This window comes from Methylobacterium sp. E-005 (genome assembly GCF_022829725.1).
GTDB lineage: Bacteria > Pseudomonadota > Alphaproteobacteria > Rhizobiales > Beijerinckiaceae > Methylobacterium.
The window spans coordinates 94,197-117,294 of record NZ_JAKSYG010000256.1 but is presented as its reverse complement, the minus strand read 5'-3'; the positions used below and the strand labels follow the sequence as shown (position 1 = coordinate 117,294).

The 23,098-nt window shown below is 68.9% G+C and carries 21 protein-coding genes and 1 other RNA gene; 13 read left to right on the top strand and 9 right to left on the bottom strand.

Going from position 1 to position 23,098, the window contains the following annotated elements:
* Positions 1-3: 3 nt before the first annotated feature.
* Both ffs and MKK88_RS31510 read right to left on the bottom strand, forming a co-directional pair.
* Positions 4-102: signal recognition particle sRNA small type (ffs, locus tag MKK88_RS31515), an RNA gene on the bottom strand.
* Between the two features lie 52 nt (positions 103-154).
* The gene (locus MKK88_RS31510; RefSeq protein WP_244007372.1) at positions 155-415 is read right to left on the bottom strand and encodes a PepSY domain-containing protein; all 261 of its coding nucleotides are present in this window, start codon (positions 413-415) and stop codon (positions 155-157) included.
* 140 nt (positions 416-555) lie between these two features.
* On the opposite strand from MKK88_RS31510, the gene MKK88_RS31505 reads away from it, so the two are divergent.
* The gene (locus tag MKK88_RS31505) at positions 556-2,094 is read left to right on the top strand and encodes a YifB family Mg chelatase-like AAA ATPase (RefSeq protein ID WP_244007370.1); all 1,539 of its coding nucleotides are present in this window, start codon (positions 556-558) and stop codon (positions 2,092-2,094) included.
* Positions 2,091-3,842, top strand: coding sequence for a bifunctional protein-serine/threonine kinase/phosphatase (locus tag MKK88_RS31500; RefSeq protein WP_244007368.1), 1,752 nt, complete (start codon positions 2,091-2,093; stop codon positions 3,840-3,842). The genes MKK88_RS31505 and MKK88_RS31500 overlap by 4 nt, the downstream gene beginning before the upstream one ends.
* A 31-nt stretch (positions 3,843-3,873) precedes the next feature.
* Here MKK88_RS31500 and MKK88_RS31495 read toward each other — a convergent pair whose 3' ends face one another.
* Positions 3,874-5,493, bottom strand: coding sequence for a phosphoenolpyruvate carboxykinase (locus tag MKK88_RS31495; protein WP_244007367.1), 1,620 nt, complete (start codon positions 5,491-5,493; stop codon positions 3,874-3,876).
* Between the two features lie 411 nt (positions 5,494-5,904).
* Here MKK88_RS31495 and recR point away from each other — a divergent pair, with 411 nt between their 5' ends.
* From recR to truA, 4 genes are all read left to right on the top strand, one after another.
* Positions 5,905-6,510: a recombination mediator RecR gene (recR, locus tag MKK88_RS31490; protein ID WP_244007365.1), complete on the top strand. Its 606-nt coding sequence runs from the start codon at positions 5,905-5,907 to the stop codon at positions 6,508-6,510.
* A 93-nt stretch (positions 6,511-6,603) separates the two neighbouring features.
* Positions 6,604-7,119 (top strand): peptide deformylase, encoded by a 516-nt coding sequence (gene def, locus MKK88_RS31485; RefSeq protein WP_244007363.1) that lies wholly within the window; start codon positions 6,604-6,606, stop codon positions 7,117-7,119.
* A gap of 8 nt (positions 7,120-7,127) precedes the next feature.
* Positions 7,128-8,057, top strand: coding sequence for a methionyl-tRNA formyltransferase (gene fmt, locus MKK88_RS31480; protein WP_244007361.1), 930 nt, complete (start codon positions 7,128-7,130; stop codon positions 8,055-8,057).
* Positions 8,057-8,818, top strand: a complete 762-nt coding sequence (gene truA / locus MKK88_RS31475; RefSeq protein ID WP_244007359.1) for a tRNA pseudouridine(38-40) synthase TruA — start codon at positions 8,057-8,059, stop codon at positions 8,816-8,818. Before fmt ends, truA begins: the two co-directional genes overlap by 1 nt.
* Here the strand turns inward: truA and dapE are convergent.
* The 3 genes from dapE to MKK88_RS31460 form a co-directional block, all read right to left on the bottom strand.
* Complete coding sequence (dapE, locus tag MKK88_RS31470; RefSeq protein WP_244007357.1) at positions 8,800-9,978, bottom strand: succinyl-diaminopimelate desuccinylase; 1,179 nt, start codon at positions 9,976-9,978, stop codon at positions 8,800-8,802. The two genes, truA and dapE, sit on opposite strands and share 19 nt — an antisense overlap.
* A 70-nt stretch (positions 9,979-10,048) precedes the next feature.
* On the bottom strand, positions 10,049-12,373 hold the full coding sequence (locus MKK88_RS31465; RefSeq protein WP_244007940.1) for an amylo-alpha-1,6-glucosidase: 2,325 nt from the start codon (positions 12,371-12,373) through the stop codon (positions 10,049-10,051).
* A 195-nt stretch (positions 12,374-12,568) separates the two neighbouring features.
* Positions 12,569-13,699 (bottom strand): glycosyltransferase family 4 protein, encoded by a 1,131-nt coding sequence (locus MKK88_RS31460; RefSeq protein WP_244007355.1) that lies wholly within the window; start codon positions 13,697-13,699, stop codon positions 12,569-12,571.
* 427 nt (positions 13,700-14,126) lie between these two features.
* Between MKK88_RS31460 and rpmI the strand changes: the two genes are divergently transcribed.
* From rpmI to MKK88_RS31425, 7 genes are all read left to right on the top strand, one after another.
* Positions 14,127-14,330, top strand: a complete 204-nt coding sequence (gene rpmI, locus MKK88_RS31455; RefSeq protein WP_007561407.1) for a 50S ribosomal protein L35 — start codon at positions 14,127-14,129, stop codon at positions 14,328-14,330.
* A 51-nt stretch (positions 14,331-14,381) separates the two neighbouring features.
* Positions 14,382-14,768, top strand: a complete 387-nt coding sequence (rplT, locus tag MKK88_RS31450; protein WP_244007354.1) for a 50S ribosomal protein L20 — start codon at positions 14,382-14,384, stop codon at positions 14,766-14,768.
* Positions 14,769-14,916: 148 nt separating this feature from the next.
* On the top strand, positions 14,917-15,999 hold the full coding sequence (pheS, locus tag MKK88_RS31445; protein WP_244007352.1) for a phenylalanine--tRNA ligase subunit alpha: 1,083 nt from the start codon (positions 14,917-14,919) through the stop codon (positions 15,997-15,999).
* Between the two features lie 14 nt (positions 16,000-16,013).
* The gene (locus MKK88_RS31440) at positions 16,014-16,316 is read left to right on the top strand and encodes a hypothetical protein (protein ID WP_244007350.1); all 303 of its coding nucleotides are present in this window, start codon (positions 16,014-16,016) and stop codon (positions 16,314-16,316) included.
* Positions 16,313-16,819 (top strand): hypothetical protein, encoded by a 507-nt coding sequence (locus tag MKK88_RS31435; RefSeq protein WP_244007348.1) that lies wholly within the window; start codon positions 16,313-16,315, stop codon positions 16,817-16,819. Before MKK88_RS31440 ends, MKK88_RS31435 begins: the two co-directional genes overlap by 4 nt.
* 17 nt (positions 16,820-16,836) lie before the next feature.
* On the top strand, positions 16,837-19,257 hold the full coding sequence (gene pheT / locus MKK88_RS31430; protein ID WP_244007346.1) for a phenylalanine--tRNA ligase subunit beta: 2,421 nt from the start codon (positions 16,837-16,839) through the stop codon (positions 19,255-19,257).
* Between the two features lie 10 nt (positions 19,258-19,267).
* On the top strand, positions 19,268-20,149 hold the full coding sequence (locus tag MKK88_RS31425; protein ID WP_244007344.1) for a DUF1186 domain-containing protein: 882 nt from the start codon (positions 19,268-19,270) through the stop codon (positions 20,147-20,149).
* On the opposite strand, the gene MKK88_RS31420 is transcribed toward MKK88_RS31425, so the two are convergent.
* The 3 genes from MKK88_RS31420 to MKK88_RS31410 form a co-directional block, all read right to left on the bottom strand.
* A complete protein-coding gene (locus MKK88_RS31420; RefSeq protein WP_244007342.1) occupies positions 20,138-20,923 on the bottom strand; it encodes a HesA/MoeB/ThiF family protein in 786 nt (261 codons plus the stop codon). The two genes, MKK88_RS31425 and MKK88_RS31420, sit on opposite strands and share 12 nt — an antisense overlap.
* 124 nt (positions 20,924-21,047) lie before the next feature.
* On the bottom strand, positions 21,048-21,569 hold the full coding sequence (gene infC, locus MKK88_RS31415) for a translation initiation factor IF-3 (protein WP_244007340.1): 522 nt from the start codon (positions 21,567-21,569) through the stop codon (positions 21,048-21,050).
* A gap of 223 nt (positions 21,570-21,792) precedes the next feature.
* On the bottom strand, positions 21,793-23,043 hold the full coding sequence (locus tag MKK88_RS31410; RefSeq protein ID WP_409566741.1) for a glycosyltransferase: 1,251 nt from the start codon (positions 23,041-23,043) through the stop codon (positions 21,793-21,795).
* Positions 23,044-23,098: the final 55 nt, after the last annotated feature.

Below are 23,098 nucleotides of genomic sequence, written 5' to 3'. Positions count from 1 at the left end.
ATGAGGTGGGAGGCTGGACGAAGACCCGCTCGGTCTCGTTAGGGCTGCTTCCTTCCGGACCTGACCCGGTTGGCGAGTGAAACGTCCCTCGCCAACCCCCCGCCGGCTATATGGCCGGGCTGCCCGCCGAACGCAAGCGTCGCCATCGCGTGGCCTACTCGGCCTTGCGCTTCACGATCGTCAGGGTCTTGGGATCGAGCTTCAGGTCGAACTTCTTGCCGCTGGCGTCGATCGCGTCGTCGACCTCGATCATGCCGTCGTCGAGCTCGATCTCCTCCCACTTGGTGAAGCCCTCCTGCTTGAGCATGGCTTCGACCTTGGCCTGCTGATCGGGCGGCAGCTTCTCGTCGGCCCGGGCGACGAGGCCGGTCCCGGCCAGGAGGGCCAAGGCGAGAAGGGGCGGGGCGAGGCGCATGTGGGTCTCCGTTCCGATGCGTGTTGCCGGCTGTGAACAGGAATGCGGAGCCGGTGTTCCGTCCCGCCGCCGATCCTCTTGAGCGCCTTGCGATTCTCCCGCACATCTACGCGGCTTCGCGCTTCGAGGATTCTCCACCTATGGTCACCCGTGTCGCCACCGTGGCCTTCGAGGGCATCGAGGCGCGGGCGGTGGACGTGCAGGTGCAGATCATCACCGGCTCGGTGGTGTTCAACGTGGTCGGCCTGCCCGACAAGGCGGTGGGCGAGTCCCGCGAGCGGGTGCGCGGCGCACTGATCGCCTCGGGTCTTGCGCTGCCGGCCAAGCGCATCACCGTGAACCTCGCCCCGGCCGACCTTCCGAAGGAGGGTTCGCACTACGACCTGCCGATCGCGCTGGGCGTGATGGCGGCGATCGGCGCGATCCCGGCGGATGCGCTCGCCGGCTACTGCGTGCTGGGCGAACTCGCGCTGGACGGCAGCATCACGGCGGTGAACGGCGTGCTGCCGGCGGCCATCGCGGCGGCCGAGCGTGGCCTCGGGCTGATCTGTCCGGCCGCCACCGGACCGGAGGCGGCCTGGGCGGGCGGCGATCTCGACGTGCTCGCCCCGCGCTCGCTCATCCAGCTCGCCAATCATTTCAAGGGGAGCCAGGTCATGGCCCGGCCAGAACCCGCGATGGCGGGTCAGAGCGGTCCGCTGCCGGACCTCGCCGACATCAAGGGCCAGGAGGGCGCCAAGCGCGCCCTGGAGGTCGCGGCGGCCGGGGGCCACAACCTGCTGATGAACGGCCCGCCCGGCTCGGGCAAGTCGATGCTGGCCGCCCGCCTCCCCTCAATCCTGCCGCCGCTCGGGCCCCGCGAATTGCTCGACATCTCGATGATCCAGTCGGTGGCGGGCGCGCTGAAGGACGGCGCCCTCTCGAACCGCCGGCCGTTCCGGCAGCCGCATCATTCGGCCTCCATGGCGGCCCTCGTCGGCGGCGGCCTCGGGGCGCGCCCCGGCGAGGTGTCGCTGGCCCATGGCGGGGTGCTGTTCCTCGACGAGTTGCCCGAATTCACCCCGCAGGTGCTCGACAGCCTGCGTCAGCCCATGGAGACCGGCGAGGTCATGATCGCGCGCGCCAACCACCGGGTGACGTACCCGGCCCGGTTCCAGCTGGTCGCCGCCATGAACCCGTGCCGCTGCGGCCAGGGCCTCGAACCGGGCTATGCCTGCCGGCGCGGCCCGAACGAGCGCTGCATGGCGCAGTATCAGGCGCGGATCTCCGGTCCGCTCCTGGACCGGATCGATCTGCGCATCGAAGTGCCGGCCGTTACCGCGGCCGACCTGATCCTGCCGCCGCCGACGGAGGGCTCCGGCGAAGCGGCCACCCGCGTCGCCGCGGCGCGCGCCCGCCAAGCGGCACGGTTCAGCGAGCGCGGCTTGCCCGCGGCGACCACCAACGCCGCGTGCCCGGCCAACCTGATCGAGCAGGTCGCGAGCCCCGATGCGGAGGGGACGGCGCTGATCCGGCAAGCGGCCGAGACCATGCGGCTCTCGGCCCGGGGCTTCCACCGCACGCTGCGTGTGGCTCGCACGCTCGCCGATCTCGACGGCGAGCCGCAGGTGCGTCGGATGCATCTCGCCGAGGCGTTGTCCTACCGCGGCCGGGGCGACAGCGCGGCGGCGGCTGCTTGAGCGCGGGTCCGTCGCACGATCTCGCGGTCACGGTCGGCCAGCACAGCGCGGCTGGCCGGAAGGCCGAGAACCAGGATTTTCAAGGCTCGCTTGTGCCTGCGCCGCCGGCGCTCGGGCTCAAGGGCATCGCGGTGGCGCTCGCCGACGGGATCAGCAGCAGCGCGGCCGGCGCGGCGGCGAGCGAGACCGCGGTCAAGAGCTTCCTCAGCGATTACTACGCCACCCCCGACACGTGGTCGGTGAAGAACGCTGCACAGCGGGTGATCGCAGCGACCGATTCGTGGCTCTACGCGCAGACACGGCGCGGCATCGATCCCAACGATGCCGACAGGGGCTATGTGACCACCTTCGACGCCCTGATTCTGAAGGGACGGGGTGCTCACCTGTTCCATGTCGGCGATGGCCGGATCTGGCGCGTCTCGGGCCGTTCCCTGGAACAGCTCACCGAGGATCACCGCGTGGTGGTCTCGGCGGCGGAATCCTATCTCGGCCGGGCGCTCGGCGTGACCGGCCGGGCGGAGATCGACTACCAGAACCTCGCCATCGCGGCCGGCGACATCTTCGTCCTCACGACGGACGGCGTCCACGAGCACGTCCGCCCCCGGGAGATCGTGGCCGCGATCATGGCCGCGGATGATCTCGATGCCGCAGCCCGGGCCATCGTGGACGCCGCGCACGCGGTCGGCAGTCCCGACAACCTGACGATCCAGATCGTCCGGGTCGAGGCCGTGCCGGAGGGCGAGGCTGCCGACCTTCTCGGGGATGTCGACGGGCTCGATCCCGCGCCGCTCCTCGACCCGCCGGCCGAGTTCGACGGCTACCGATTCCTGCGAATCCTCCATTCCGGCCCGCGCAGCCGCGTCTATCTGGCGGTCGAGGCGGAGACCGGGGCGCGGGTCGCCCTGAAGGTGCTGTCCCTCGATCTGCGCGACGACCCCGCCCAGCGCAAACGCTTCGCCCTGGAGGAGTGGATCGCCCGGCGGATCGACAACCCGCACGTGCTGAAGGCCCAGCCGCCGGCGCGGCGCCGCAGCCATCTCTACACGGTGATGCGCTACGTCGAGGGCCAGACCCTGACCCAGTGGATGCGCGATCACGCAACGCCCGAGCTGGAGACGGTGCGCGGCCTCGTCGAGCAGATCGCCCGGGGCGTACAGGCTTTTCATCGCCGGGAGATGGTCCATCAGGACCTGCGCCCCGACAACGTCCTGATCGACACGAACGGAAGCGTGCAGGTGATCGACTTCGGCGCCACCAAGGTGGCCGGCGTCGTGGAGGGTGATCCGCGGATCGATGCCGCCGAGATCCTCGGGACGGTGCAGTACACGGCGCCGGAATGTTTTTTGGGTTTCGCGTCTACCGCCGCCTCCGACGTGTTCTCGGTCGGCGTGATCGCCTATCAGATGCTGACGGGGCGGCTGCCTTATGGCGATGCGGTGCCGCGGGCGCGCACGGCCTCAGCCCAGCGCAGGCTGCGCTACGCCTCGGCGCTGACCGTGCGGCCGCTCCTCCCCGTCTGGGTCGACGGCGCGCTGCGGAAGGCGGTGCATCCGGATCCGCTCAAGCGCTACCGAGCGCTGTCGGAATTCGTCCACGACCTGCGGCATCCGAACCCGGCTTTCACGGATGTCCGCCGGCCGGCCCTGCTGGAGCGCGACCCGCTCCTGTTCTGGCGGCTGCTGTCGCTGGTTCTGGGACTCGTGGCGCTGACGCTGGCGGGGATCCTGATCGCGCATCCGCCGCGGTGAGGGCGGCCGCCCGGGCCGCCCTCGGTGCTGATCAGGCCGCGATCGCCTGCGCGGTCGGCCCGGCGGCGCGCACGTCGGCATCGACGTGGCCCTCGAACCGCTTGAAGTTGTCGTCGAACATCTTCACCAGCCGCGCCGCCGTCTCCACGAAGGCGCTTTTGTTGCCCCAGGTCTTCACCGGGGTCAGGATGTGCGGCTCAACGCCCGGGACCGAGACCGGCACCGCGAAGCCGAAATACGGATCCCGCCGGAACTCGGCCTGCGACAGCGAACCGTCCAGCGCCGCGGAGAGCAGGCGACGCGTCACGCGGATCGGCATCCGCCGCCCGGTGCCGACGCCGCCGCCGGTCCAGCCGGTGTTGACCAGCCAGCAATCGACGTCGTGCTTGGCGATCAGGTCGCGCAGCAGGTTGCCGTAGGTGCTCGGGTGCCGCGGCATGAACGGGGCGCCGAAGCAGGTCGAGAAGGTCGCCTCCGGGCCGGTCAGGCCGCGCTCGGTGCCCGCCACCTTGGCGGTGTAGCCCGAGAGGAAGTGGTACATCGCCTCGGCGCCGGTGAGCTTGGCGATCGGCGGCATCACCCCGAAGGCGTCGCAGGTCAGCATCACGATGTTCTTCGGATGCCCGGCCCGGCCGGTGGCGCTGGCGTTGGCGATGAAGTCCAGCGGGTAGGCGCAGCGTGTGTTCTCGGTGAGCGAGGCGTCGTCGAAGTCCGGCGCCCGGGTCACCGGATCAATCACCACGTTCTCCATCACCGTGCCGAAGCGCTCGGTGGTGGCATAGATCTCGGGCTCGGCGTTGCGCGAGAGCCGGATCGTCTTGGCGTAGCAGCCGCCTTCGAAGTTGAAGATGCCCTCGTTCGACCAGCCGTGCTCGTCATCGCCCAGCAGCTGGCGGGAGGAATCGTTCGACAGCGTGGTCTTGCCGGTGCCCGAGAGGCCGAAGAAGATCGCCGAGCCGCCCTCGGCATCGAGCGCCGCGTTGGCCGAGCAGTGCATCGGCATCACGCCCTGGCCGGGCAGGATGTAGTTCAGGTAGGTGAAGACCGACTTCTTCATCTCGCCCGCGTAGGCCGAGCCGCCGATCAGCACGAGCTTCTTGGCGAAGTCGATGGCGATCACGGTCTTGGACCGGCAGCCGTGCCGGGCGGGGTCCGCCTGGAAGCTCGGCAGGTCGATGATCGTCATGTCGGGGACGTAGGCGGCGATCTCCGAACGGTCCGGCCGGATCAGCAGGTTGCGGATGAACAGCGAGTGCCACGCGAACTCGCTGAACACCCGGGCCTTCACCCGGTGGGCCGGATCGGCGCCGCCGTAGAGATCCTGGGCGAACAGCTCCTTGCCCTCGGCGTGCTTCAGGAAGTCCTGGCGCAGGGTCTCGAACTGCTCCGGCGTGATCGCGCCGTTGTTGTCCCACCAGATCTCGTTCTCGGTGGCGGCGTCGCGCACCACGAACTTGTCCTTGGGCGAGCGGCCGGTATGGCTGCCGGTGGTGGCAACGAGGGCGCCGCCGCGGGCGAGCTGAGCCTCCTTGCGGGACAACGCCTCCTCGTAGAGGCGCGGGGCCTCGAAGTTCCAGTGGACGGCCTTGAGGTCGCGGAAGCCGGCCGCCTCGGCGCCGTGGGCCGCGTTGTGATCACCGATGTTGGTCAAGATCGTATCTCCCGGGGCCCTGTTCGACCGTCGACGCGACTGTGCCGGACGCAGTGCGCGTCCTGGATTGCCGGGGGCGTCCGTGCGGTCGTACAGGTCCGCCGCACGCAGGATCTCCGCTCCCCGGCCGCTCCCCCTTTAACTGAGTAGGCGGCGAAGCTTCGCTGTCCTTATGGGCTCCCTCCAAAGCCCGCAACGTGGACAAACAGGTTAGATCACAGTTGCGGAGGCAGGAACCCCCGTCTGTAAGCAGTCACCCGTATCACGCAGCCATTCAGGACGGGCGGAACGGCTCTGGAATACCCATATACCAGTGATGCGCCCGCGCGCCCTTGCATGCTGATCGGCGACCGTTATGCCGGAGCTGGGCGGCATGCCCGTCCCACGACCGAAACCCCTGTCAGAGACACGATGCCCCAAGCCGTCGCCGGCCCCGAGATCGAACGCCTGATCCAGCTCCTCGCCCGCATGCCCGGGCTCGGCCCACGCTCGGCCCGGCGCGCCGCGCTGCAGTTGATCAAGCGGCGCGACACATTGCTCGGGCCGCTCGCCGACGCGATGCGGGTCGCGGTCGAGCGCATCGTGGTCTGCTCAAGCTGTGGCAACGTCGACACCTCCGAGCCCTGCACGATCTGCCGCGATGCCGAGCGCGATCCCACCACCCTGGTGGTGGTGGAGGATGTCTCGGATCTCTGGGCGCTGGAGCGCTCGGGCGCCGTGAAGGCGCGCTATCACGTGCTTGGCGGCGTGCTCTCGGCGCTCGACGGGGTGCGGCCTGAACACCTGAACCTCGCGAACCTCGTGGAGCGCGTGGCCGATCCCGTTGTGACCGAGGTCATCTTGGCGCTGAACGCCACCGTCGATGGCCAGACGACGGCGCATTACGTGACGGAATCGATCCGCCATTGCGACGTCAAGGTCACGCGCCTCGCCCACGGGGTGCCGGTCGGCGGCGAGCTCGACTACCTGGACGAGGGGACGCTGACGGCGGCGATCCGGAGCCGCACCGCGTTCTGAGGCGGCGGCACGGTATTTGACCGGTTTCGACCCGCATCTTATTCGACGCAAAAGCCCGGATCAGACCCGGCGCTGTCCCTGCCGGTTTCCGCAATGACCATCCGCCAACTCGTCATCCTCCCCGATCCCGTCCTGCGCCGCATCTCCGACCCGGTCGGCCCGATCACCGGCGAGATTCGAACCCTCGTGGCCGACATGTTCGAGACGATGTACGACGCGCCCGGCGTCGGCCTCGCGGCGATCCAAGTGGGCGTGCCGAAGCGTGTGGTGACCATCGACACGTCCAAGGAAGAGGGCGTGCGCAAGCCGCAGGTCTTCATCGACCCCGAGATCGTCTGGTCCTCCGAGGAGAAGCGTGTCTACGACGAGGGCTGCCTGTCGATCCCCGAATATTATGGCGAGGTCGAGCGGCCGGACCGCGTCCGCGTGAAATTCCGCGACCTTGACGGCACCGAGCGGGAGATCGAGGCCGACGGGCTGCTCGCCACCTGCATTCAGCACGAGATCGATCATCTGAACGGCGTGCTGTTCATCGACCACTTGTCGAAGCTGAAGCGGGACCGCGTGCTCAAGAAGTTCGCCAAAGCGGCCAAGCGCGACGCGGCCTGAGGCCGGCCATGCGTGTCGTGTTCATGGGCACCCCGGATTTCGCGGTGCCGACGCTGGAAAAGCTCGCGCAGGACGGTCACACGATCGTGGCCGTCTACACCCGGCCCCCCACCAAGGCGGGGCGCGGCATGAGCCTGCGGCCCTCCCCGGTCCACGCACTCGCCGAGAAGCTGGGCGTGCCGGTACTCACCCCAACCACCCTGCGCACGCCGGAGGCGGCGGAGACATTCGCCGCGCATCACGCCGACGTCGCGGTGGTGGTGGCCTACGGGATGCTGCTGCCGCAAACCATTCTCGACGCGCCGAAGCACGGTTGCCTGAACCTCCACGGCTCCCTGCTGCCGCGCTGGCGCGGGGCGGCACCGATCCAGCGGGCCGTGATGGCGGGCGATGCCGAGAGCGGCGTCGGGGTGATGCGGATGGAGGCCGGGCTCGACACCGGGCCGGTCGCCCTGGAGGCGCGGGTTGCGATCAACCCCGGCATGACGGCGGGCGCGTTGCACGACGCGCTGATGCCGGTCGGCGCCGCGCTGATGGCCCGCGCCCTCGGCCTTCTGGAACAGGGGGCGCTGACCTTCACGCCGCAGCCGGAAGACGGCGTCGTCTACGCCCACAAGATCACCAACGACGAGGCGCGGATCGACTGGTCGCGCCCGGCCCCGGAGGTCGCCAACCATATCAATGGCCTGTCACCCTTTCCGGGGGCGTTCTTCGAGGCCGATTTCGGCAAGGGCTCAGAGCGGGTGAAAGTCCTGCGCGCCTCGACCGGCGACGGGTCGGGCGCGGCGGGCACGCTGCTCGACGCGGACGGAACCGTTGCCTGCGGAAGCGGCGCCGTGCGTCTCCTGGAACTGCGCCGGGCCGGCAAGGGCGGTAGCGCGAGCGGGGCCGAATTCGCCCGCGGCGCCCGCCTGACGCCCGGCGCCCGCCTCGGCTGATGCCCCGCTACAAGCTCGTCATCGAATACGACGGCGGACCGTTCTGCGGCTGGCAACGGCAGGCCGAGGATCCCACCGTCCAGGGCGCGATCGAGGCGGCGGTCACGCGCTTCTCCGGGGAGGAAGTTCGGCTGACCTGCGCCGGGCGGACCGATGCCGGCGTGCACGCCATCCATCAGGTTGCCCATCTCGATCTCGCCAAGCCCTGGCGGACCGACACAGTCCGTGACGCCCTGAACGCCCATCTGCGGCCGCAGCCCGTGGCGATCCTCTCCGCCGAGATCGTGCCGGAGAGCTTCGATGCCCGCCACTCCGCGATCCGCCGCCACTACCGCTACCGGATCCTGAACCGGCGCAGCCCTGCGGCGCTGACGCGGGCCCATGTCTGGCACGTGCCCTGGCCCCTCGACCCGGACCGCATGCACGAAGCGGCCCAGCGCCTCGTCGGCCATCACGACTTCTCGGCCTTCCGGGCCGCCGAGTGCCAGGCCAACAGCCCGATTCGCACGCTGGAGCAGCTCGACGTCGCCCGGGCGTCGATGGCGCTGCACGAGGAGATCGTGGTGGCGACCGCGGCGCGCTCGTTCCTGCACCATCAGGTGCGGGCGATGGTGGGCACGCTGATGCTCGCCGGCTGCGGGCGGCTCTCGGCCGACAATGTCGCCGACATCCTCGCCTCGGGCGAAAAAAGCCGGTGCGGCCCCCTGGCGCCGGCCGCGGGCCTGACTTTCGTCGGCGTCGATTACGACACCACGAAATAGGCCTCCAGCACCCGCTCGTAGATCGCCGTCAGCCGCTCCAGATCGGCGACCGCCACGCATTCGTCGGTCTGGTGCATCGTTTCGCCCACGAGGCCGAACTCGATCACCGGGCAGGCATCCTTGATGAAGCGGGCATCCGAAGTACCGCCCGTGGTCGAGAGGGTGGGCGTCAGCCCGGTCTCCACCCGGATCGCCTCGGAGACCAGATCCACGAAGGCGTCTGGCCGGGTCAGGAAGGCCGGTGCGTTCGAGGGCTGGAGATCCAGGGTGAAGCGCACCGCGTTGCCGGCCGCCTGCTCCAACCGGCGGCGGATCTCGGTACCCAGGCTCTCGGCCGTCCAGTCGTCGTTGAAGCGGATGTTGAACGTCGCCCGGGCGGTCGCGGGGATCACGTTGGTGGCTGGGTTGCCGACGTCGACCGTCGTGAATTCGAGGTTCGAGGCGTCGAAATGCGCGGTTCCGCTGTCGAGCGGTTCGGCCACCAGGGCGGAGGCGAGACGCAGCAGGCCCGGGATCGGGTTCTCGGCCTTGTGCGGATAGGCGACGTGACCCTGCCGGCCGAGAACCGTGAGCTTGCCGGTGAGCGAGCCGCGCCGGCCGATCTTGATCATCTCGCCGAGGCGGCCGGGATTGGTCGGCTCGCCCAGCACGCAATGGTCGAAGCGGTCGCCCCGGGCCCGCGCCCAATCGAGCAGTTTCACCGTTCCATTGACCGCCGGCCCCTCCTCGTCGCCGGTGATCAGGAAGGCGATGGAGCCCGAAATGTCCGGGCCGCGCCGTTCCAGGAAGGCCAGCGTCGCGGCGAGCATGCAGGCGATGCCGCCCTTCATGTCGGCCGCACCGCGCCCGTAGAGCATCCCATCCGCCACCGAGCCGTCGAACGGAGCGTGGCGCCAAGCCCCCTCCCCCTCAGGCACGACATCGGTGTGGCCAGCGAAGACCAAGCAGGGTCCGCGCTCGCCGAGGCGCGCGAACAGGTTTGGCGTATCAGGGTAGCCTGGCTCGGCGAAGACCGGTCGCTCGATGGTGAAGCCGGCTTGCCGCAGCGCGTCGGCGACGACGTCGAGGGCGCCGCGATCCTCCGGAGTGACGGAGGGGCAGCGGATCAGGGCCTGCGCGAGGCGCAGAGCCGCGTGCGGAGCGTCTTGGTCAGCCGACATCAACCCGTCCTCGGCGGCGAAAAGCGCTGCGCGGCCCGCTTACCCTGAAGCGGGCCGCTGAGGGGAGCCCCTACTTGGTGACCACCACCTGCACGTCGCCATGCCGGCGCTGGACCGAGACGGTGACGTCGTCGTCGTAGCGCTGGAAGCGGAGGTCGAGATGCGAGTTGCCGAGCCGGACGTTGTAGAGCGTCACGCCATCGAGGAAGCCCGGCAGGATCGGGTTCTTGAGGCAGACGCTGTTGCCGGTGTGGTCGAGCTCGAGCCCGAGGCACGCCGCCAGGAATGCGAAGGGCGCCGCCGCCGCCCAGGCCTGCGGGCTGCACGCCACCGGATAGGAGACCGGCCCGCGCTGCTTGCGCCGCATGAAGCCGCAGAACAGCTCCGGCAGCCGCTTCTGGTCCTGATAGAGCGAGGTATCGAACATCCCCTGGAAGATGCGCGCGGCCTCGTGCTTGCGGTCGTAGCGGGCGAGACCCATCGCAATGAGGGCGTTGTCGTGCGGCCAGATCGAGCCGTTGTGGTAGGACATGGGATTGTAGCGCGCCTCGCCCTTGGCGATCGTCCGCACGCCCCAGCCGTTGAACCCGTCCTTGCCGAGTAGGGTCTCGGCGACCCGCGCGGCGCGCTCCGGCTTGGCGATGCCGGTGAACAGGGCGTGGCCGGCATTGGACGAGCGCACGGCGCATTGCTTCTTGGCGCCGTCGAGGGCCAGCGCGTAGGTCCCGATCTCCTCGTTCCAGAAGGCTTCGTCGAACGTTTCGCGCAGGGCGGCGGCCTGCTGCATCAGGCGCTCGGCCATCGGGTCGTGCCCGAGGAGGGCGGCGAGCTTCGCCATGCCGTGCTTGGCGGCGTAGACGTAGCCCTGCACCTCGCAGAGCGCGATCGGGCCCTTGGCGAGATGGCCGTCGGCGTGGAAGATCGAATCGTGGCTGTCCTTCCAGCCTTGGTTCTCCAGGCCCTTGTCAGTATCGCGGGCATATTCGACGAAGCCATCCCCGTCCCGGTCGCCGTAGCGGTCCATCCATTCGAGCGCGAGTTCGAGGGCCGGCCAGATCGCCCGCACGGTCTCGAGATCACCCGTGACGGCGTAGTATTCCCAGGCCAGCATCACGAAGAGCGGCGTGCCGTCGATCGTGCCGTAATAGTGGCGGAATGGCACCTCGCCGAGCATCGCCATTTCGCCCCGGCGGGTCTCGTGCAGGACCTTGCCGGGCTGGGCGTCGGCCGCCGGATCGACCGCCTTGGCCTGGGTCGCGGCGAGGTAGCGCAGCACGCCGCGGGCGAATTTCGGGTCGATCCACAGGGCCATCATCGCCGTGATGATGCCGTCGCGGCCAAAGACCGTGGAGTACCAGGGGATACCGGCGAAGGGGTAGATCCCCTCAGGCGTGCGGCTCGCCAGCATGTAGAGGTCGGCGGTGGCCCGGCAGAGGCCCTCGTTGAACTGATCGTTCGACGAGATGATCGTGGTGATGCCGGCGGTCAGTGTACGCAGGTCGCGCCGCGAATCGCGGTAGGCGCGGGCGAAAATCATACCCTCGCCGAGATCCTTCGGCTCCCGCCGGGCGCCGCCGGCATTGGCCGCGAGCGTGAGTTTGGCGGCCGCGTCCTCGCCCACCATCGTGTCGGTCGGCGGCTTGGTGAAGGCGCGGTGCGCCTCGAAGGTCACGCGGATGAACAGGGAGGTCTTGCCCTCCGGGGGTAGCGACACGTCGAAGACCGCGCGGCCCGGCTCGATCGCGTCCGGCTTCGGGCCGAAATGCAGGGCCGTGGTCCGCACGATCTCGTCCAGGCCGACATAGCGGAACTGGACCTCCCGATCGCTCGCCACCAGGACGCCGCGCTTGCCGCGCTCCTTCCGGTCGGTGCCGCGCACCTCGAACAGATCGCGGAAATCCGCGTCGAAGGTCACGGCGATGCGCAGGCGGCGGTGCTTGGAATCGAAGGAGCGCAGGCCGATCCGGTCGTAACAGGCGCCGCGGAACAGGAATTTGGTGCGCTCGATCGCGATCGTCTCGCGGGGGATCGAGGTCTCGTCGTGGGCGTCGAGGCGGATGTCGGGGGTCGTCATGTCGACGCTCAGCGCCCCGTTATCGTCCTGCATCACCGAGGAGAGCATCAGCGGGCGCTGACCCTCGACGGTCACCTCCAAGCGCGACAGGTAGCGCGTATCCTGGAAATACAGGCCCTCCGGGCCGGGCTGGACCCCGATATCCCCGTAGGAATCGAGAACTCCGAACGCCTCGCCGAACTTCAGCGCGCGCAGCGGCCGCTCCACCAGGGAGGTCTGCGCTTCAATGTGATAGGGCGGCAGCACATCGTCCGCATCCTGGAATCCGTGTGCCAACCCTGCGCTCGGGGCCGCATTCCGGACCGTCGACGCCTGATTCATCGCCGCGTGATTCATCGCCTCTTGGGCCGCTGCCGTGTTGTCCGCCATGCGGGGCATCTCCGGGTGGTGTGAGGGTCGGAATCGAAAGGGCCGCCGCATCAATGCTGATGCCGCGGCCCTTGTTCACCTGACGGATGAGTCGCCTTTAAGACGCTAGGCCGGTCCTCGCCGGCCTCGCAAGCCCGGTGCCGACGATCAGGCCGGCATGGCGGCGACCGGGATCGCCGGCCGGGCCGAGCCGTTCACCTCGCCGTAGGGCTGACGAAAGCCGGACGACGGCAGCTTGATCACGTCGGCGCCGCGGCTGAGCAGTTCCTCATAGGCCGCGACGTACTTCTTGACCATGCACTCGGCCGTGAAGCCACCCTCGAAGTGACGGCGCACACCAGCGCGGCTCATGGCCTTCACCTTGGCGACGGCCGCCACGGCATCGTCCATGTTATCGCAGAGCACGCCGCTCACGCCGTCCTTGATCACCTCCGGAACGGAACCGTTCCGGAACGCGATCACCGGGGTACCGGCCGACATCGCCTCGATCATCACGAGACCGAAGGGCTCCGGCCAGTCGATCGGGAAAGCCAGCGCCAGGGCGTTGCCGAGGAAGTCCTTCTTCTGCTCCTCGTTGATCTCGCCGATGAACTCCACCAGCGGGTGATGGATCATCGGCTCGATCTTCTCGTCCCAGTAATCCTGATCGGCCTTGTCGACCTTCGCGGCGATCTTGAGCGGCGTGCCGGAGCGGATCGCCATTTCGATCGCCCGGTCGGGCCGCTTCTCGGGCGAGATTCGGCCGAGGAAGGCGAGGTAGCCACCCTTGGCCTCGGGGTAGTACGGGCAATTCTCAGCCGGCAGGCCGTGATGGATCGTCGCCAGCCAGTTCGAGGTCGGCGGCATCGGCAGGCGCTGATTGTCGGAGATCGACACCAGCGGCATGCCCGTGAAGGTGCGGTAGACCGGCATGAAGTCCGGTACGTCGAGGCGGCCGTGCATCGTGGTGAGGCACTTGTGATTCAAGTCCTCGAACATCGGATACTGCAGCAGATCGATGTGGAAGTGCAGGATATCGAACTCGTGCGCGCGCCGATGGACCTGATGCAGCATGGCCAGATGGCTGGCCGTGTGGTCCCGGTAGCCGAGGAGGCGCAGACCCTCCGGCGTGCAGGACGCCAGCTTGGAGGATGTCTGCGAGTCTCCGCTGGCGAACAGCGTGACGTCGTGGCCCTGGCGGACCAGTTCTTCTGTAATCCAGCTGACGACGCGCTCGGTGCCGCCGTAAAACTTCGGAGGCACGGCCTCCGACAACGGAGCGATCTGGGCAATGCGCACGAAGTGTCTCCTAAGTGGCCGAATTTGACGGGGGGTCTAACCCTGCCGGCCTGAGCGGGACATGAATGAAACTGACGGCTAAGGTTATGGTTCCTGGCGCCCCCCGCTGTCGCGCACCGTTTTGTGCGGTGCGCTCGCTATCCCCGAATTCCTCCGAATCACCATCACGGTCAGGCCGCAGCGAAACAGCCACCGGACCGTACCGTTCCCGCAATCATGGGACCGTGGCCGGCAATCGCCACTGGTCGACTTCACGGCACGGGCGTTGCCGCCGCGTCAGCTTTCTGTCATAAGCCGCCCCGCGTCGAACCGCCCGGCCGATAGGGCTGCCGTGGCGGCTCGTGCTGCTCCACCAGAAGCATCTTTGCGCGCTCCCCCTCCGACCTTCACGGGTCGGCCGGACGGAGTTTCGCCAACGGAGAGCCAAATGCCCAAGCTGAAGACCAAATCGGGCGCCAAGAAGCGCTTCAAGATCACCGGCACTGGCAAGGTGATGTACGCCCAGGCCGGCAAGCGCCACGGGATGATCAAGCGGACGACCAAGCAGATCCGCAACCTGCGCGGCACCACGACCCTGTTCGAGGGCGATGCCGCCAACGTGAAGAAGTACTTCCTGCCGAACGCGCGGTAAGTCCTTCACCACCCGTTGCCACTGACTTTCGTCGAATCCAGGAGATAACCGATGGCCCGCGTCAAACGCGGCGTGACCAGTCACGCGAAGCACAAGAAGGTTCTGAAGGCCGCCAAGGGCTATTACGGCCGGCGCAAGAATACGATCCGCATCGCCAAGCAGGCGGTCGAGAAGGGCATGCAGTATGCCTACCGCGACCGTAAGAACAAGAAGCGCACGTTCCGCGCCCTCTGGATCCAGCGCCTCAACGCTGCGGTCCGCGAGCACGGCCTGACCTACTCGCGCTTCATCGACGGCCTAGCGAAGTCCGGCATCATCGTCGACCGCAAGGCCCTGTCGGAGCTGGCGATCCACGAGCCGGCGAGCTTTGCCGCCGTCGTCGAGAAGGCCAAGGCCGCCCTTCCCCAGAACACCGCCCAGACCGCCAAGGCTGCCTGATCCAGGCTCACGGCGAGACGCACGGAAGGCGCGGTTCCCCAGGAGCCGCGCCTTCGTCGTTTGAGACGCCCCGCGCTTGCGCCGGGCGGCACAACGCGCGAGAGCACGCCGCAAAGGCTTCTTGCGCCAACCCTGCTTGATGACAGCGATGACCGATCTCGACAGCCTCGAACGCGATCTCCTGGCCCAGGTGTCGGCGGCCTCCGACGAGGCGGCCCTCGACGCGGTGCGGGTCGCCGCTTTGGGCAAGAAGGGCAGCGTCTCGGATCTGCTGAAGACGCTGGGGTCGATGACGCCCGACGAGCGCAAGGAGCGCGGGCCCCTGATCAACGGCCTGCGCGACCGGGTTCAGGGCGCCGTCACCGCACGGAAGACCGAGCTCGCCGAGGCTGCGCTCGAGGCCCGCCTCGCCTCCGAGCGGGTCGACGTGACCCTGCCGGTCCGCGAGGCGCCGGAGGTGCGCGGCCGGATCCACCCGATCTCCCAGGTGATCGACGAGATCACCGCGATCTTCGCCGATATGGGCTTCGCGGTGGCCGAGGGGCCAGACATCGAGACGGATGAGCTGAACTTCACGGCCCTCAACTTCCCGCCCGGCCACCCGGCCCGGGAGATGCACGATACGTTCTTCCTGGCCCCCGACCAGGACGGGAAGCGCAAGGTGCTGCGCACCCACACCTCCCCCGTGCAGGTGCGGACCATGCGGGCGCAGACGCCGCCGATCCGGGTGATCATCCCGGGCCGGACCTACCGGCACGATTCCGACCAGACCCACACGCCGATGTTCCATCAGGTCGAGGGGCTGGTGATCGACACCAGCGCCAACATCGCCAACCTGAAATGGGTGCTGGAGGAGTTCTGCAAGGCGTTCTTCGAGGTGGAGAACGTGAAGATGCGCTTCCGCCCATCCTTCTTCCCGTTCACCGAGCCCTCCGCGGAAGTGGACATCCAGTGCTCCCGCAAGGGCGGCGAGATTCGCTTCGGCGAGGGTGAGGACTGGCTGGAGATCCTGGGTTGCGGGATGGTCCACCCGAACGTCCTGCGGAATTGCGGGCTCGATCCGGATGCGGTGCAGGGCTTCGCCTTCGGGGTCGGCATCGACCGCATCGCAATGCTCAAATACGGCATGCCCGATCTGCGCCCCTTCTTCGAGGCGGATGTCCGCTGGCTCGACCATTACGGGTTCCGGCCGCTCGACGTGCCGAGTCTGGTGGGCGGGCTGACGGGATAGCGGCGGAGGGCACCGTGCTGACTCACGCTCAAATTGCCGGCGTCGCCAACGAGGTGCTGCAGGCGACGCTCGGCCCCCACGGCTTCGAGCGCGCCGAGGTTGCCGACGACATCGATCCGGAAGGTGTTGCGGCCGTTCGCGTGTTAGCGCATTTCCGGCCCGGATCGCAGCCGGCCGACGGTCGGGCGGTGGTGGCCGCGCTCTCCGGGCTGCACACGCGGTTGCGTGAACTCGGCGAGGAGCGCTTTCCGTTCCTGCGCTATGCCTATCCCGATGACGAGATCCCGGGCGCAGCCCCCGAGGATTTCGATCCGTGACACGGCGGACACGAAATCCGCTCAGTGGCGGCCTGCTTGAGATCGCGGTTCATCTGACAAGCATCCGAGGGCGGCGCATCGTCGAGCAGGCGGCCTTCCGGCGGGCCCTCAGCAGCGCGTACTATGCGGTCTTCCATTGCCTCTGTCAGATCTGCTGTGATGGCCTCCGCCTCTGGACCGCTTCGGCGGACGAGATCGAACTCGTCTATCGGAACCTCGAACACAACAAGGCACGGGACGTGCTGGTATCACCCAGGGCGCGTACGCTTCACCCAGACGTTTCGGCCGTCGCGGACGTCTTCATCGCTCTTCGCCGCTGGCGGGAAGATGCCGACTATAGTCCGCCGGGCAGGCTCGGCAGCGAGCAGAAGGTGCTGACCCGCACCGAGACCCGAACCCTGATCGCAGCTGCCGAGGAAACAGTCGGTCTTCTTGACGAGCTACCGCTCGACGTCAGGCGGAAGCTCGCGATTCTACTCACCACGCGATCGAGCCGACGCTAGGCTCTCGAAGGTCCATCATGAAATTCACCCTCTCCTGGCTCAAGGACCACCTCGACACCGAGGCCTCCCTCGACACCATCGCCGAGACGCTGACGCGGATCGGCCTGGAGGTGGAAGGCGTCGAGGACAAGGCGGCCGCGCTCAAGCCCTACGTCGTCGCGAAAATCCTGACGGCCGAGCAGCACCCGAACGCCGATCGCCTGCGCGTCTGCACGGTGGAGACCGGCGCCGGTGCGCCGGTGCAGGTGGTCTGCGGGGCGCCGAATGCCCGCGCGGGCCTCATCTCGGTCTTCGCGCCGCCCGGCACCTATGTCCCGGGCAAGAACATCACCCTGTCGGTCGGCACCATCCGGGGCGTCGAGAGCCGCGGCATGCTGTGCTCGGGGGCCGAGCTCGGCCTGGGCGAGGACCATGACGGCATCCTCGAACTGCCCGCGGATGCGCCGGTCGGCCAGGCCTACGCGCTCTACGCCGGGCTCGACGATCCGGTCGTCGAGATAAACCTGACGCCGAACCGGTCGGACTGCACCTCGATCCACGGCATCGCCCGCGACCTCGCGGCGGCCGGGATCGGCACGCTCAAGGGCGAGACCCTGCCGGGCGTGGGTGGCGAGGCCCCATGCCCGATCGGAATCGAGCTGGCCTTCGAGCCGGCCGACCGGCACCTCTGCCCGCTCTTCGCCCTGCGGCTGGTGCGCGGCGTAAAGAACGGCCCCTCCCCGGCCTGGATGCAGGCCCGCCTGCGCGCCATCGGGCTGCGCCCGATCAACGCGTTGGTCGATATCACCAACTACATCACCTTCGACCGCGGCCGGCCGCTGCACGTGTTCGACGCCGCCAAGGTGTCGGGCGGCCTCACGGTGCGCCGCGCCCGGGACGGCGAGAGCCTGGTGGCGCTTGACGGGCGCACCCACACGCTCACCAGCGACACCGTCGTGATCGCCGACCGGAACGGCGTCGAATCGATCGCCGGCATCATGGGCGGCCAAGCGTCGGGCTGCGACGAGACCACCACGGACGTGCTGATCGAATCGGCCCTGTGGGATCCGACCAACATCGCGCAATCCGGCCGGCGACTCGGCATCATCACCGATGCCCGCTACCGGTTCGAGCGCGGCGTCGACCCGGCCTTCACGCTCCCCGGGCTGGATCTGGCGACCCGCCTCGTGGTCGATCTCTGCGGTGGTACGCCGAGCGAGGCGCAGGTCGCCGGCAAGCCGCCCGAATCCGAGCGGATCATCGACTTCCCCTGGACCGAGGTACACCGCCTCGCTGGCCTCGACGTGCCCCAAACCGAGATGACGATCATCCTGGAGACGCTGGGCTTCCACGTCTCTGGCACCGGCGACCGGGTGAAGGTGCGCACGCCGTCCTGGCGGCCCGACGTGGAGGGCAAGGCCGATCTCGTCGAGGAGGTCGTGCGCATCGCCGGCCTCGATCGCATTGAGGCCAAGCCCTTGCCGCGTCTGGCCAATGTGGGCGGCGCGCTGCTCACCGTGATGCAGAAGCGCACGCGGACCGCCAAGCGCGCCCTGGCGAGCCGCGGGCTGATGGAGGCCGTGACGTGGTCCTTCGTCCCGCACGACGACGCCGTGCTGTTCGGCGGCGGCGGCGCTGACTTGGCCCTGGCCAATCCCATCGCCTCCGACCTGTCGGACATGCGCCCGAGCCTCGTGCCCGGTCTCCTGCGCGCGGCCCAGCGCAACGCCGACCGCGGCTACCCGGATGTTGCCCTGTTCGAGGTCGGCCAGTGCTTCGCCACCGACAGGCCGGAGGGCCAGACGATCCGCGCCGCCGCTGTGCGCCGCGGTAGCGCCACCCCCGCGGGGGCCGGGCGCCACTGGGACGGTGCGACGGAGACGGTGGACGCGTTCGACGCCAAGGCCGACGCCCTGGCCCTGCTCGGCAGCCTCGGCGTGCCGACCGGCGGGCTTCAGGTGACGGCCGGTGGGCCGTCCTGGCTGCATCCCGGCCGCTCGGGAACCTTGCGCTTCGGTCCCAAGACCGAGATCGGCTGGTTCGGCGAAGTTCACCCGCGGACGCTCCAGGCCCTCGACCTGAAGGGCAGCCTCGTCGCGGTCGAGATCGTGCTGGATGCCCTGCCGCTGCCCAAGCACAAGCCGACCAAGGCCAAGCCGGCCCTCGCAATGTCCGAGTTCCAGCCCCTGTCGCGTGACTTCGCCTTCGTGGTCGGCCGCGACGTGCCGGCAGGCGATATCGTGAAGGCCGCCCAGAACGCCGAGCGCAAGCTGGTGGCGGGTGTCGACGTGTTCGATCTCTACGAAGGCGTGGGCGTGCCGGAGGGTGCTAAGTCGGTGGCGATCGCGGTGCGGCTTCAGCCGGTGGACCGGACCCTGACCGATGCCGAGATCGAAGCCGTGAGCGCCAAGATCGTCGCCGAAGTCTCGCGCCGGACCGGCGCGACGCTTCGGGCTTGAGGAACAACGCGTGAATCGGACCGCCCTGCTCATCGCGGATCTGGCGGCGGCCGAACGCCGGCCGACCGCCGCTCTGCGCGAGGCCGTGAAGCATCCGGCCGCGATCGCGGAAGCGACGCTGCCGCTGCTCGAAGCAGCGGCCGACGAACGCGAATTGACCCCGGAGGAGGCCAACCTCCTCTTCTGGGGTCTGCACATCATGGCGCAGGCCCGGGACACGCGCGCCCTCGCGCCGCTGCTGCGCCTCCTGCGGCAGGACGAGGAGAGCCTCGATGCCGTGCTGGGCGATGCCGTCACCGCGACCCTCGCCAAGATGCTGGCGAGCCTGTTCGACGGCGATCCAGAGCCGCTGTTCCGCCTGATCCTCGACAGCACCGTCGACGATTACGCCCGCATGGCGCTGCTCTGCGCCTGCACCTTCCTGACCCTGGAGGGACGCATCGAGCGCACCGCAATGCACGATCTGCTGATCCGCTTCGACGACGCGCAAGCGGCCGTCGAGGAGGCGCCGGCCTGGATCGGCTGGGAGGAGACGATCGCGCATCTCGGCTTCCGCGATCTCGCCCCCCGGGTCGCCGCGGCCCGCGCCGACGGACGCATCACCGACGAGATCAGCGACGCCGACTGGTTCAAGGAGGCCCTGCGCAAGGCCGAGACGAAGCCCGACGATCGGGATCGGCTGGGCCCCTATCAGTACGGCTATCTGGACGATGCGGTCGAAGCCCTCGACTGGACCGTCGAGGGGGCGGGTGAGCCGCAGCGAAACCCGTTCAAGGATGTCGGTCGCAACGACCCCTGCCCGTGCGGCTCGGGCAAGAAGTTCAAGAAATGCTGCCTCGGCAAGGAGCAGGCCGAAGGCCCCTGGATGCCGCCGGGCCCGCTATTCAGCTGAAGCGCCCGTGCCGCTGAGGGGGTTCTCGGGATCCCAGCCGTAGTGCAGCGTCTCGAACCGCATCGAGCGGGCATCGACCATCAGGAGACGGCCGACGAGGGGCTCGCCGAAATCCGTCACCGCCCGGATGACCTCCATGGCCATCAGCGAGCCCATCACGCCCGCGAGCGCCCCCAGAACGCCCGCCTCGGCACAGGCCGGGACGCTGCCGGGCGGCGGCGGGTTCGGGAACAGACAGCGATAGGTCGGATTCGGCGTCCCGTCCGGGCCAGTCTCGTGCGCGCGGATCGTGGTGAGCGTGCCGTCGAAACGGCCGAGCGCCGCCGTCACCAGCGGGCGGCGGGCGCGGAAGCAGGCATCCGAGACGGCGTAACGCGTGGCGAAATTGTCGGACCCGTCCGCCACGAGGTCGTAACCGGCGATCAGCTCGACCGCGTTGTCGGGATCGATGCGGATCGGGTGCGGGACCACCGCGACATGTGGGTTGAGGCGCGCGATCGCCTCGGCGGCGCTCTCGACCTTCGGTCGGCCGAGATCCCGCGTGCCGTGAATCACCTGCCGTTGCAGGTTCGACAAGGAGACCGTGTCGTCATCGACGATACCGATCGTGCCGATCCCGGCCGCCGCGAGGTACTGAATCAGCGGCGCGCCGAGCCCGCCCGCACCGATCACGAGCACCCGGGCAGCCTTCAGCCGGGCCTGACCCGGGCCGCCGATCTCGGCAAGCACGAGGTGGCGGGCGTAGCGTTCGATCTCGTCGGAAGAGAGGGCCATGCGCAGCCCATAGGCCTTCGCAGCGGCGCGCGGAAGAAGCGCAAGGGCCGTTGTCGGGATCGGCGCTGGGGCGAGGATGCCCCAGGGCCGGAAATCAGCGGCGGAAAAGGAGACGCGGCGGCGCTCAGCGCGGCGCCAGGATCATGATCATCTGCCGGCCTTCGAGCATCGGCTCGCTCTCGACCTTGGCGATCTCGGCCGTCTCGTTCTTCACGCGCTCCAGGAGGCGCAGGCCGATATCCTGGTGAGCCATCTCACGGCCACGGAAGCGCAGGGTCACCTTGACCTTGTCGCCCTCCTCGAAGAAGCGGTGCACCGACTTCATCTTGGTGTCGTAGTCGTGCTTGTCGATGCCGGGGCGGAGCTTGATCTCCTTGACCTCGACCGTCTTCTGCCGCTTGCGCGCCTCGTTCTGCTTCTTCTGCTCGTTGAAGCGGAAGCGCCCGTAATCGAGCAGCTTGCAGACGGGCGGCACGGAATTGGGCGCGATCTCCACGAGATCGAGGCCGGCTTCCTCGGCGAGGTTGAGGGCGTCGAAGAAGGGGACGACGCCGCGGTTCTGGCCGGTATCGTCGATCAGCTGCACCTCTCGCACACCGCGAATGTCGCGGTTGGCGCGCGGCCCGTCCTTCTGCGGGGCCGGCATGGCTCTCATCGGTCTACGAATGGCTTAGGTCTCCTGCTGCAACGACGAAATGGCGGACCGGACAATCCCCGTGAGGATCACCCGGCCGCCGGCCGCTCCGGTCTCTTCCGGACATACTACGTTGGGGGAAGCGCGGCCAGAGTCAACGTCTGACCGAGACGGAGACCGAAAATAGTCGCGGTCCACCGTGGGATGTCAACCGGGGCCGCGGGCCTGGGCCGGCTCAGCGGGCGTCACGCAGCAATCGGGCATAGACCGCCAGCGTATCGCCGACCATGCGATCGAGCGAGAAATGCGCCTCGACATGGGTGCGGGCCCTGCGCGCCATGGCATCCCGGGCGCTCGCCCCGAGGGAGAGGGCTTCGGTCAGTGCGGTTGCCAGGGCAGCGGCATCCCCAGCCGGAACACGCCACCCGGTGCGCTGGCCGGGCGGCACATCCGGCGGGGCCAGGACCGTCTCGGGCACGGCTCCGAGGTTCGACACCACAACCGGCGTGCCGAGCGCCTGCGCCTCGACCGCCGATCGCCCGAAAGCCTCCGGCTCGACGGACGGCACGGCCACGACCGAGGCGGCTCTGAACGCAGCCGGCATGTCGGTGCAGTGGCCGACCCGTCGCACGACGGCGTCGAGGTTCCGGGCTGCGACCAGCGCGTCGAGTTCACGCTCGTAGGCGCTCCGTCCCTGGGCGTCGCCGGCCAGCACGACGGCGAAATCGCGGATGCCCCGGTCGCGCATGTGCGCGGCTGCCTCGATCAGTACGCGCTGCCCCTTCCAGGCGGTGAGGCGGGCCGCCAGCAGAATCACCCGCTCGTGCGGCGCGACGTTCCAGGCCCGACGCAGCGCCTCGACCCGGCCCGCACTGACGGCGACCGGGTTGAAGACGGCGAGATCGGTGCCCCGGTGGATGACCTGGACGCGATCACCGGCCTGCTCGGCATGCATCCGCTTGATGAGATCGGCGGTGTAATGCGAGTTGGCGATCACCACGTCGCCGCGGGCCATCACGGAATTGTACAGCACCTTCACGCTGGTCCGGCCGGAATAGCTGCCGTGATAGGTCGTCACGAATGGAAGGCCGAGCCTGCGCGCGGCGCCGAGCGCCACCCAAGCGGGCGCGCGCGAGCGGGCGTGAATGATCTGCACGCCCTCCCGGCGGCACAGCATCATCAGCCGCAGGACGTTGACCGCCATCCCGGCCGGATTCTTGGACGCCGCCGGGAAGCGCAGCCAGTGGCCACCCTTCGCCTGCAACTCGCCGACCAGGCGCCCGCCTTCGGTCGCCACCAGGGCGCGGGCCCCGACCGCCGCCAGCGCGCCCGCGACATCGACCGTCGTCCGCTCCGCACCCCCGGCTTCAAGTTCGGGAATGATCTGCAGGACCCGCGCGCCCGCCAGGGCGCCGACCTCGGCGGGGAAACCCGACAGGCCTCGCGGCTCGTGACCCGTCCGCGGTCCCTCGGCGAGGACGCGCATGCCGCCCGCCGGTATCTGCCAAATGCTCGCTGCCATTGCTTCAGCATCGTCGTCG

What these genes read in the sequence shown, in the direction of transcription:
- rpmI (WP_007561407.1), top strand. Translation starts at nt 14,127, where the DNA reads ATGCCCAAGCTGAAGACCAAATCGGGCGCCAAGAAGCGCTTCAAGATC.
- rplT (WP_244007354.1), top strand. Translation starts at nt 14,382, where the DNA reads ATGGCCCGCGTCAAACGCGGCGTGACCAGTCACGCGAAGCACAAGAAG.
- dapE (WP_244007357.1), bottom strand. Translation starts at nt 9,978, where the DNA reads ATGTCGGCTGACCAAGACGCTCCGCACGCGGCTCTGCGCCTCGCGCAG.
- MKK88_RS31510 (WP_244007372.1), bottom strand. Translation starts at nt 415, where the DNA reads ATGCGCCTCGCCCCGCCCCTTCTCGCCTTGGCCCTCCTGGCCGGGACC.
- MKK88_RS31410 (WP_409566741.1), bottom strand. Translation starts at nt 23,043, where the DNA reads ATGCGCGTCCTCGCCGAGGGACCGCGGACGGGTCACGAGCCGCGAGGC.
- pheT (WP_244007346.1), top strand. Translation starts at nt 16,837, where the DNA reads ATGAAATTCACCCTCTCCTGGCTCAAGGACCACCTCGACACCGAGGCC.
- fmt (WP_244007361.1), top strand. Translation starts at nt 7,128, where the DNA reads ATGCGTGTCGTGTTCATGGGCACCCCGGATTTCGCGGTGCCGACGCTG.
- MKK88_RS31420 (WP_244007342.1), bottom strand. Translation starts at nt 20,923, where the DNA reads ATGGCCCTCTCTTCCGACGAGATCGAACGCTACGCCCGCCACCTCGTG.
- infC (WP_244007340.1), bottom strand. Translation starts at nt 21,569, where the DNA reads ATGCCGGCCCCGCAGAAGGACGGGCCGCGCGCCAACCGCGACATTCGC.
- MKK88_RS31505 (WP_244007370.1), top strand. Translation starts at nt 556, where the DNA reads ATGGTCACCCGTGTCGCCACCGTGGCCTTCGAGGGCATCGAGGCGCGG.
- def (WP_244007363.1), top strand. Translation starts at nt 6,604, where the DNA reads ATGACCATCCGCCAACTCGTCATCCTCCCCGATCCCGTCCTGCGCCGC.
- recR (WP_244007365.1), top strand. Translation starts at nt 5,905, where the DNA reads ATGCCCCAAGCCGTCGCCGGCCCCGAGATCGAACGCCTGATCCAGCTC.
- pheS (WP_244007352.1), top strand. Translation starts at nt 14,917, where the DNA reads ATGACCGATCTCGACAGCCTCGAACGCGATCTCCTGGCCCAGGTGTCG.
- truA (WP_244007359.1), top strand. Translation starts at nt 8,057, where the DNA reads ATGCCCCGCTACAAGCTCGTCATCGAATACGACGGCGGACCGTTCTGC.
- MKK88_RS31465 (WP_244007940.1), bottom strand. Translation starts at nt 12,373, where the DNA reads ATGAATCAGGCGTCGACGGTCCGGAATGCGGCCCCGAGCGCAGGGTTG.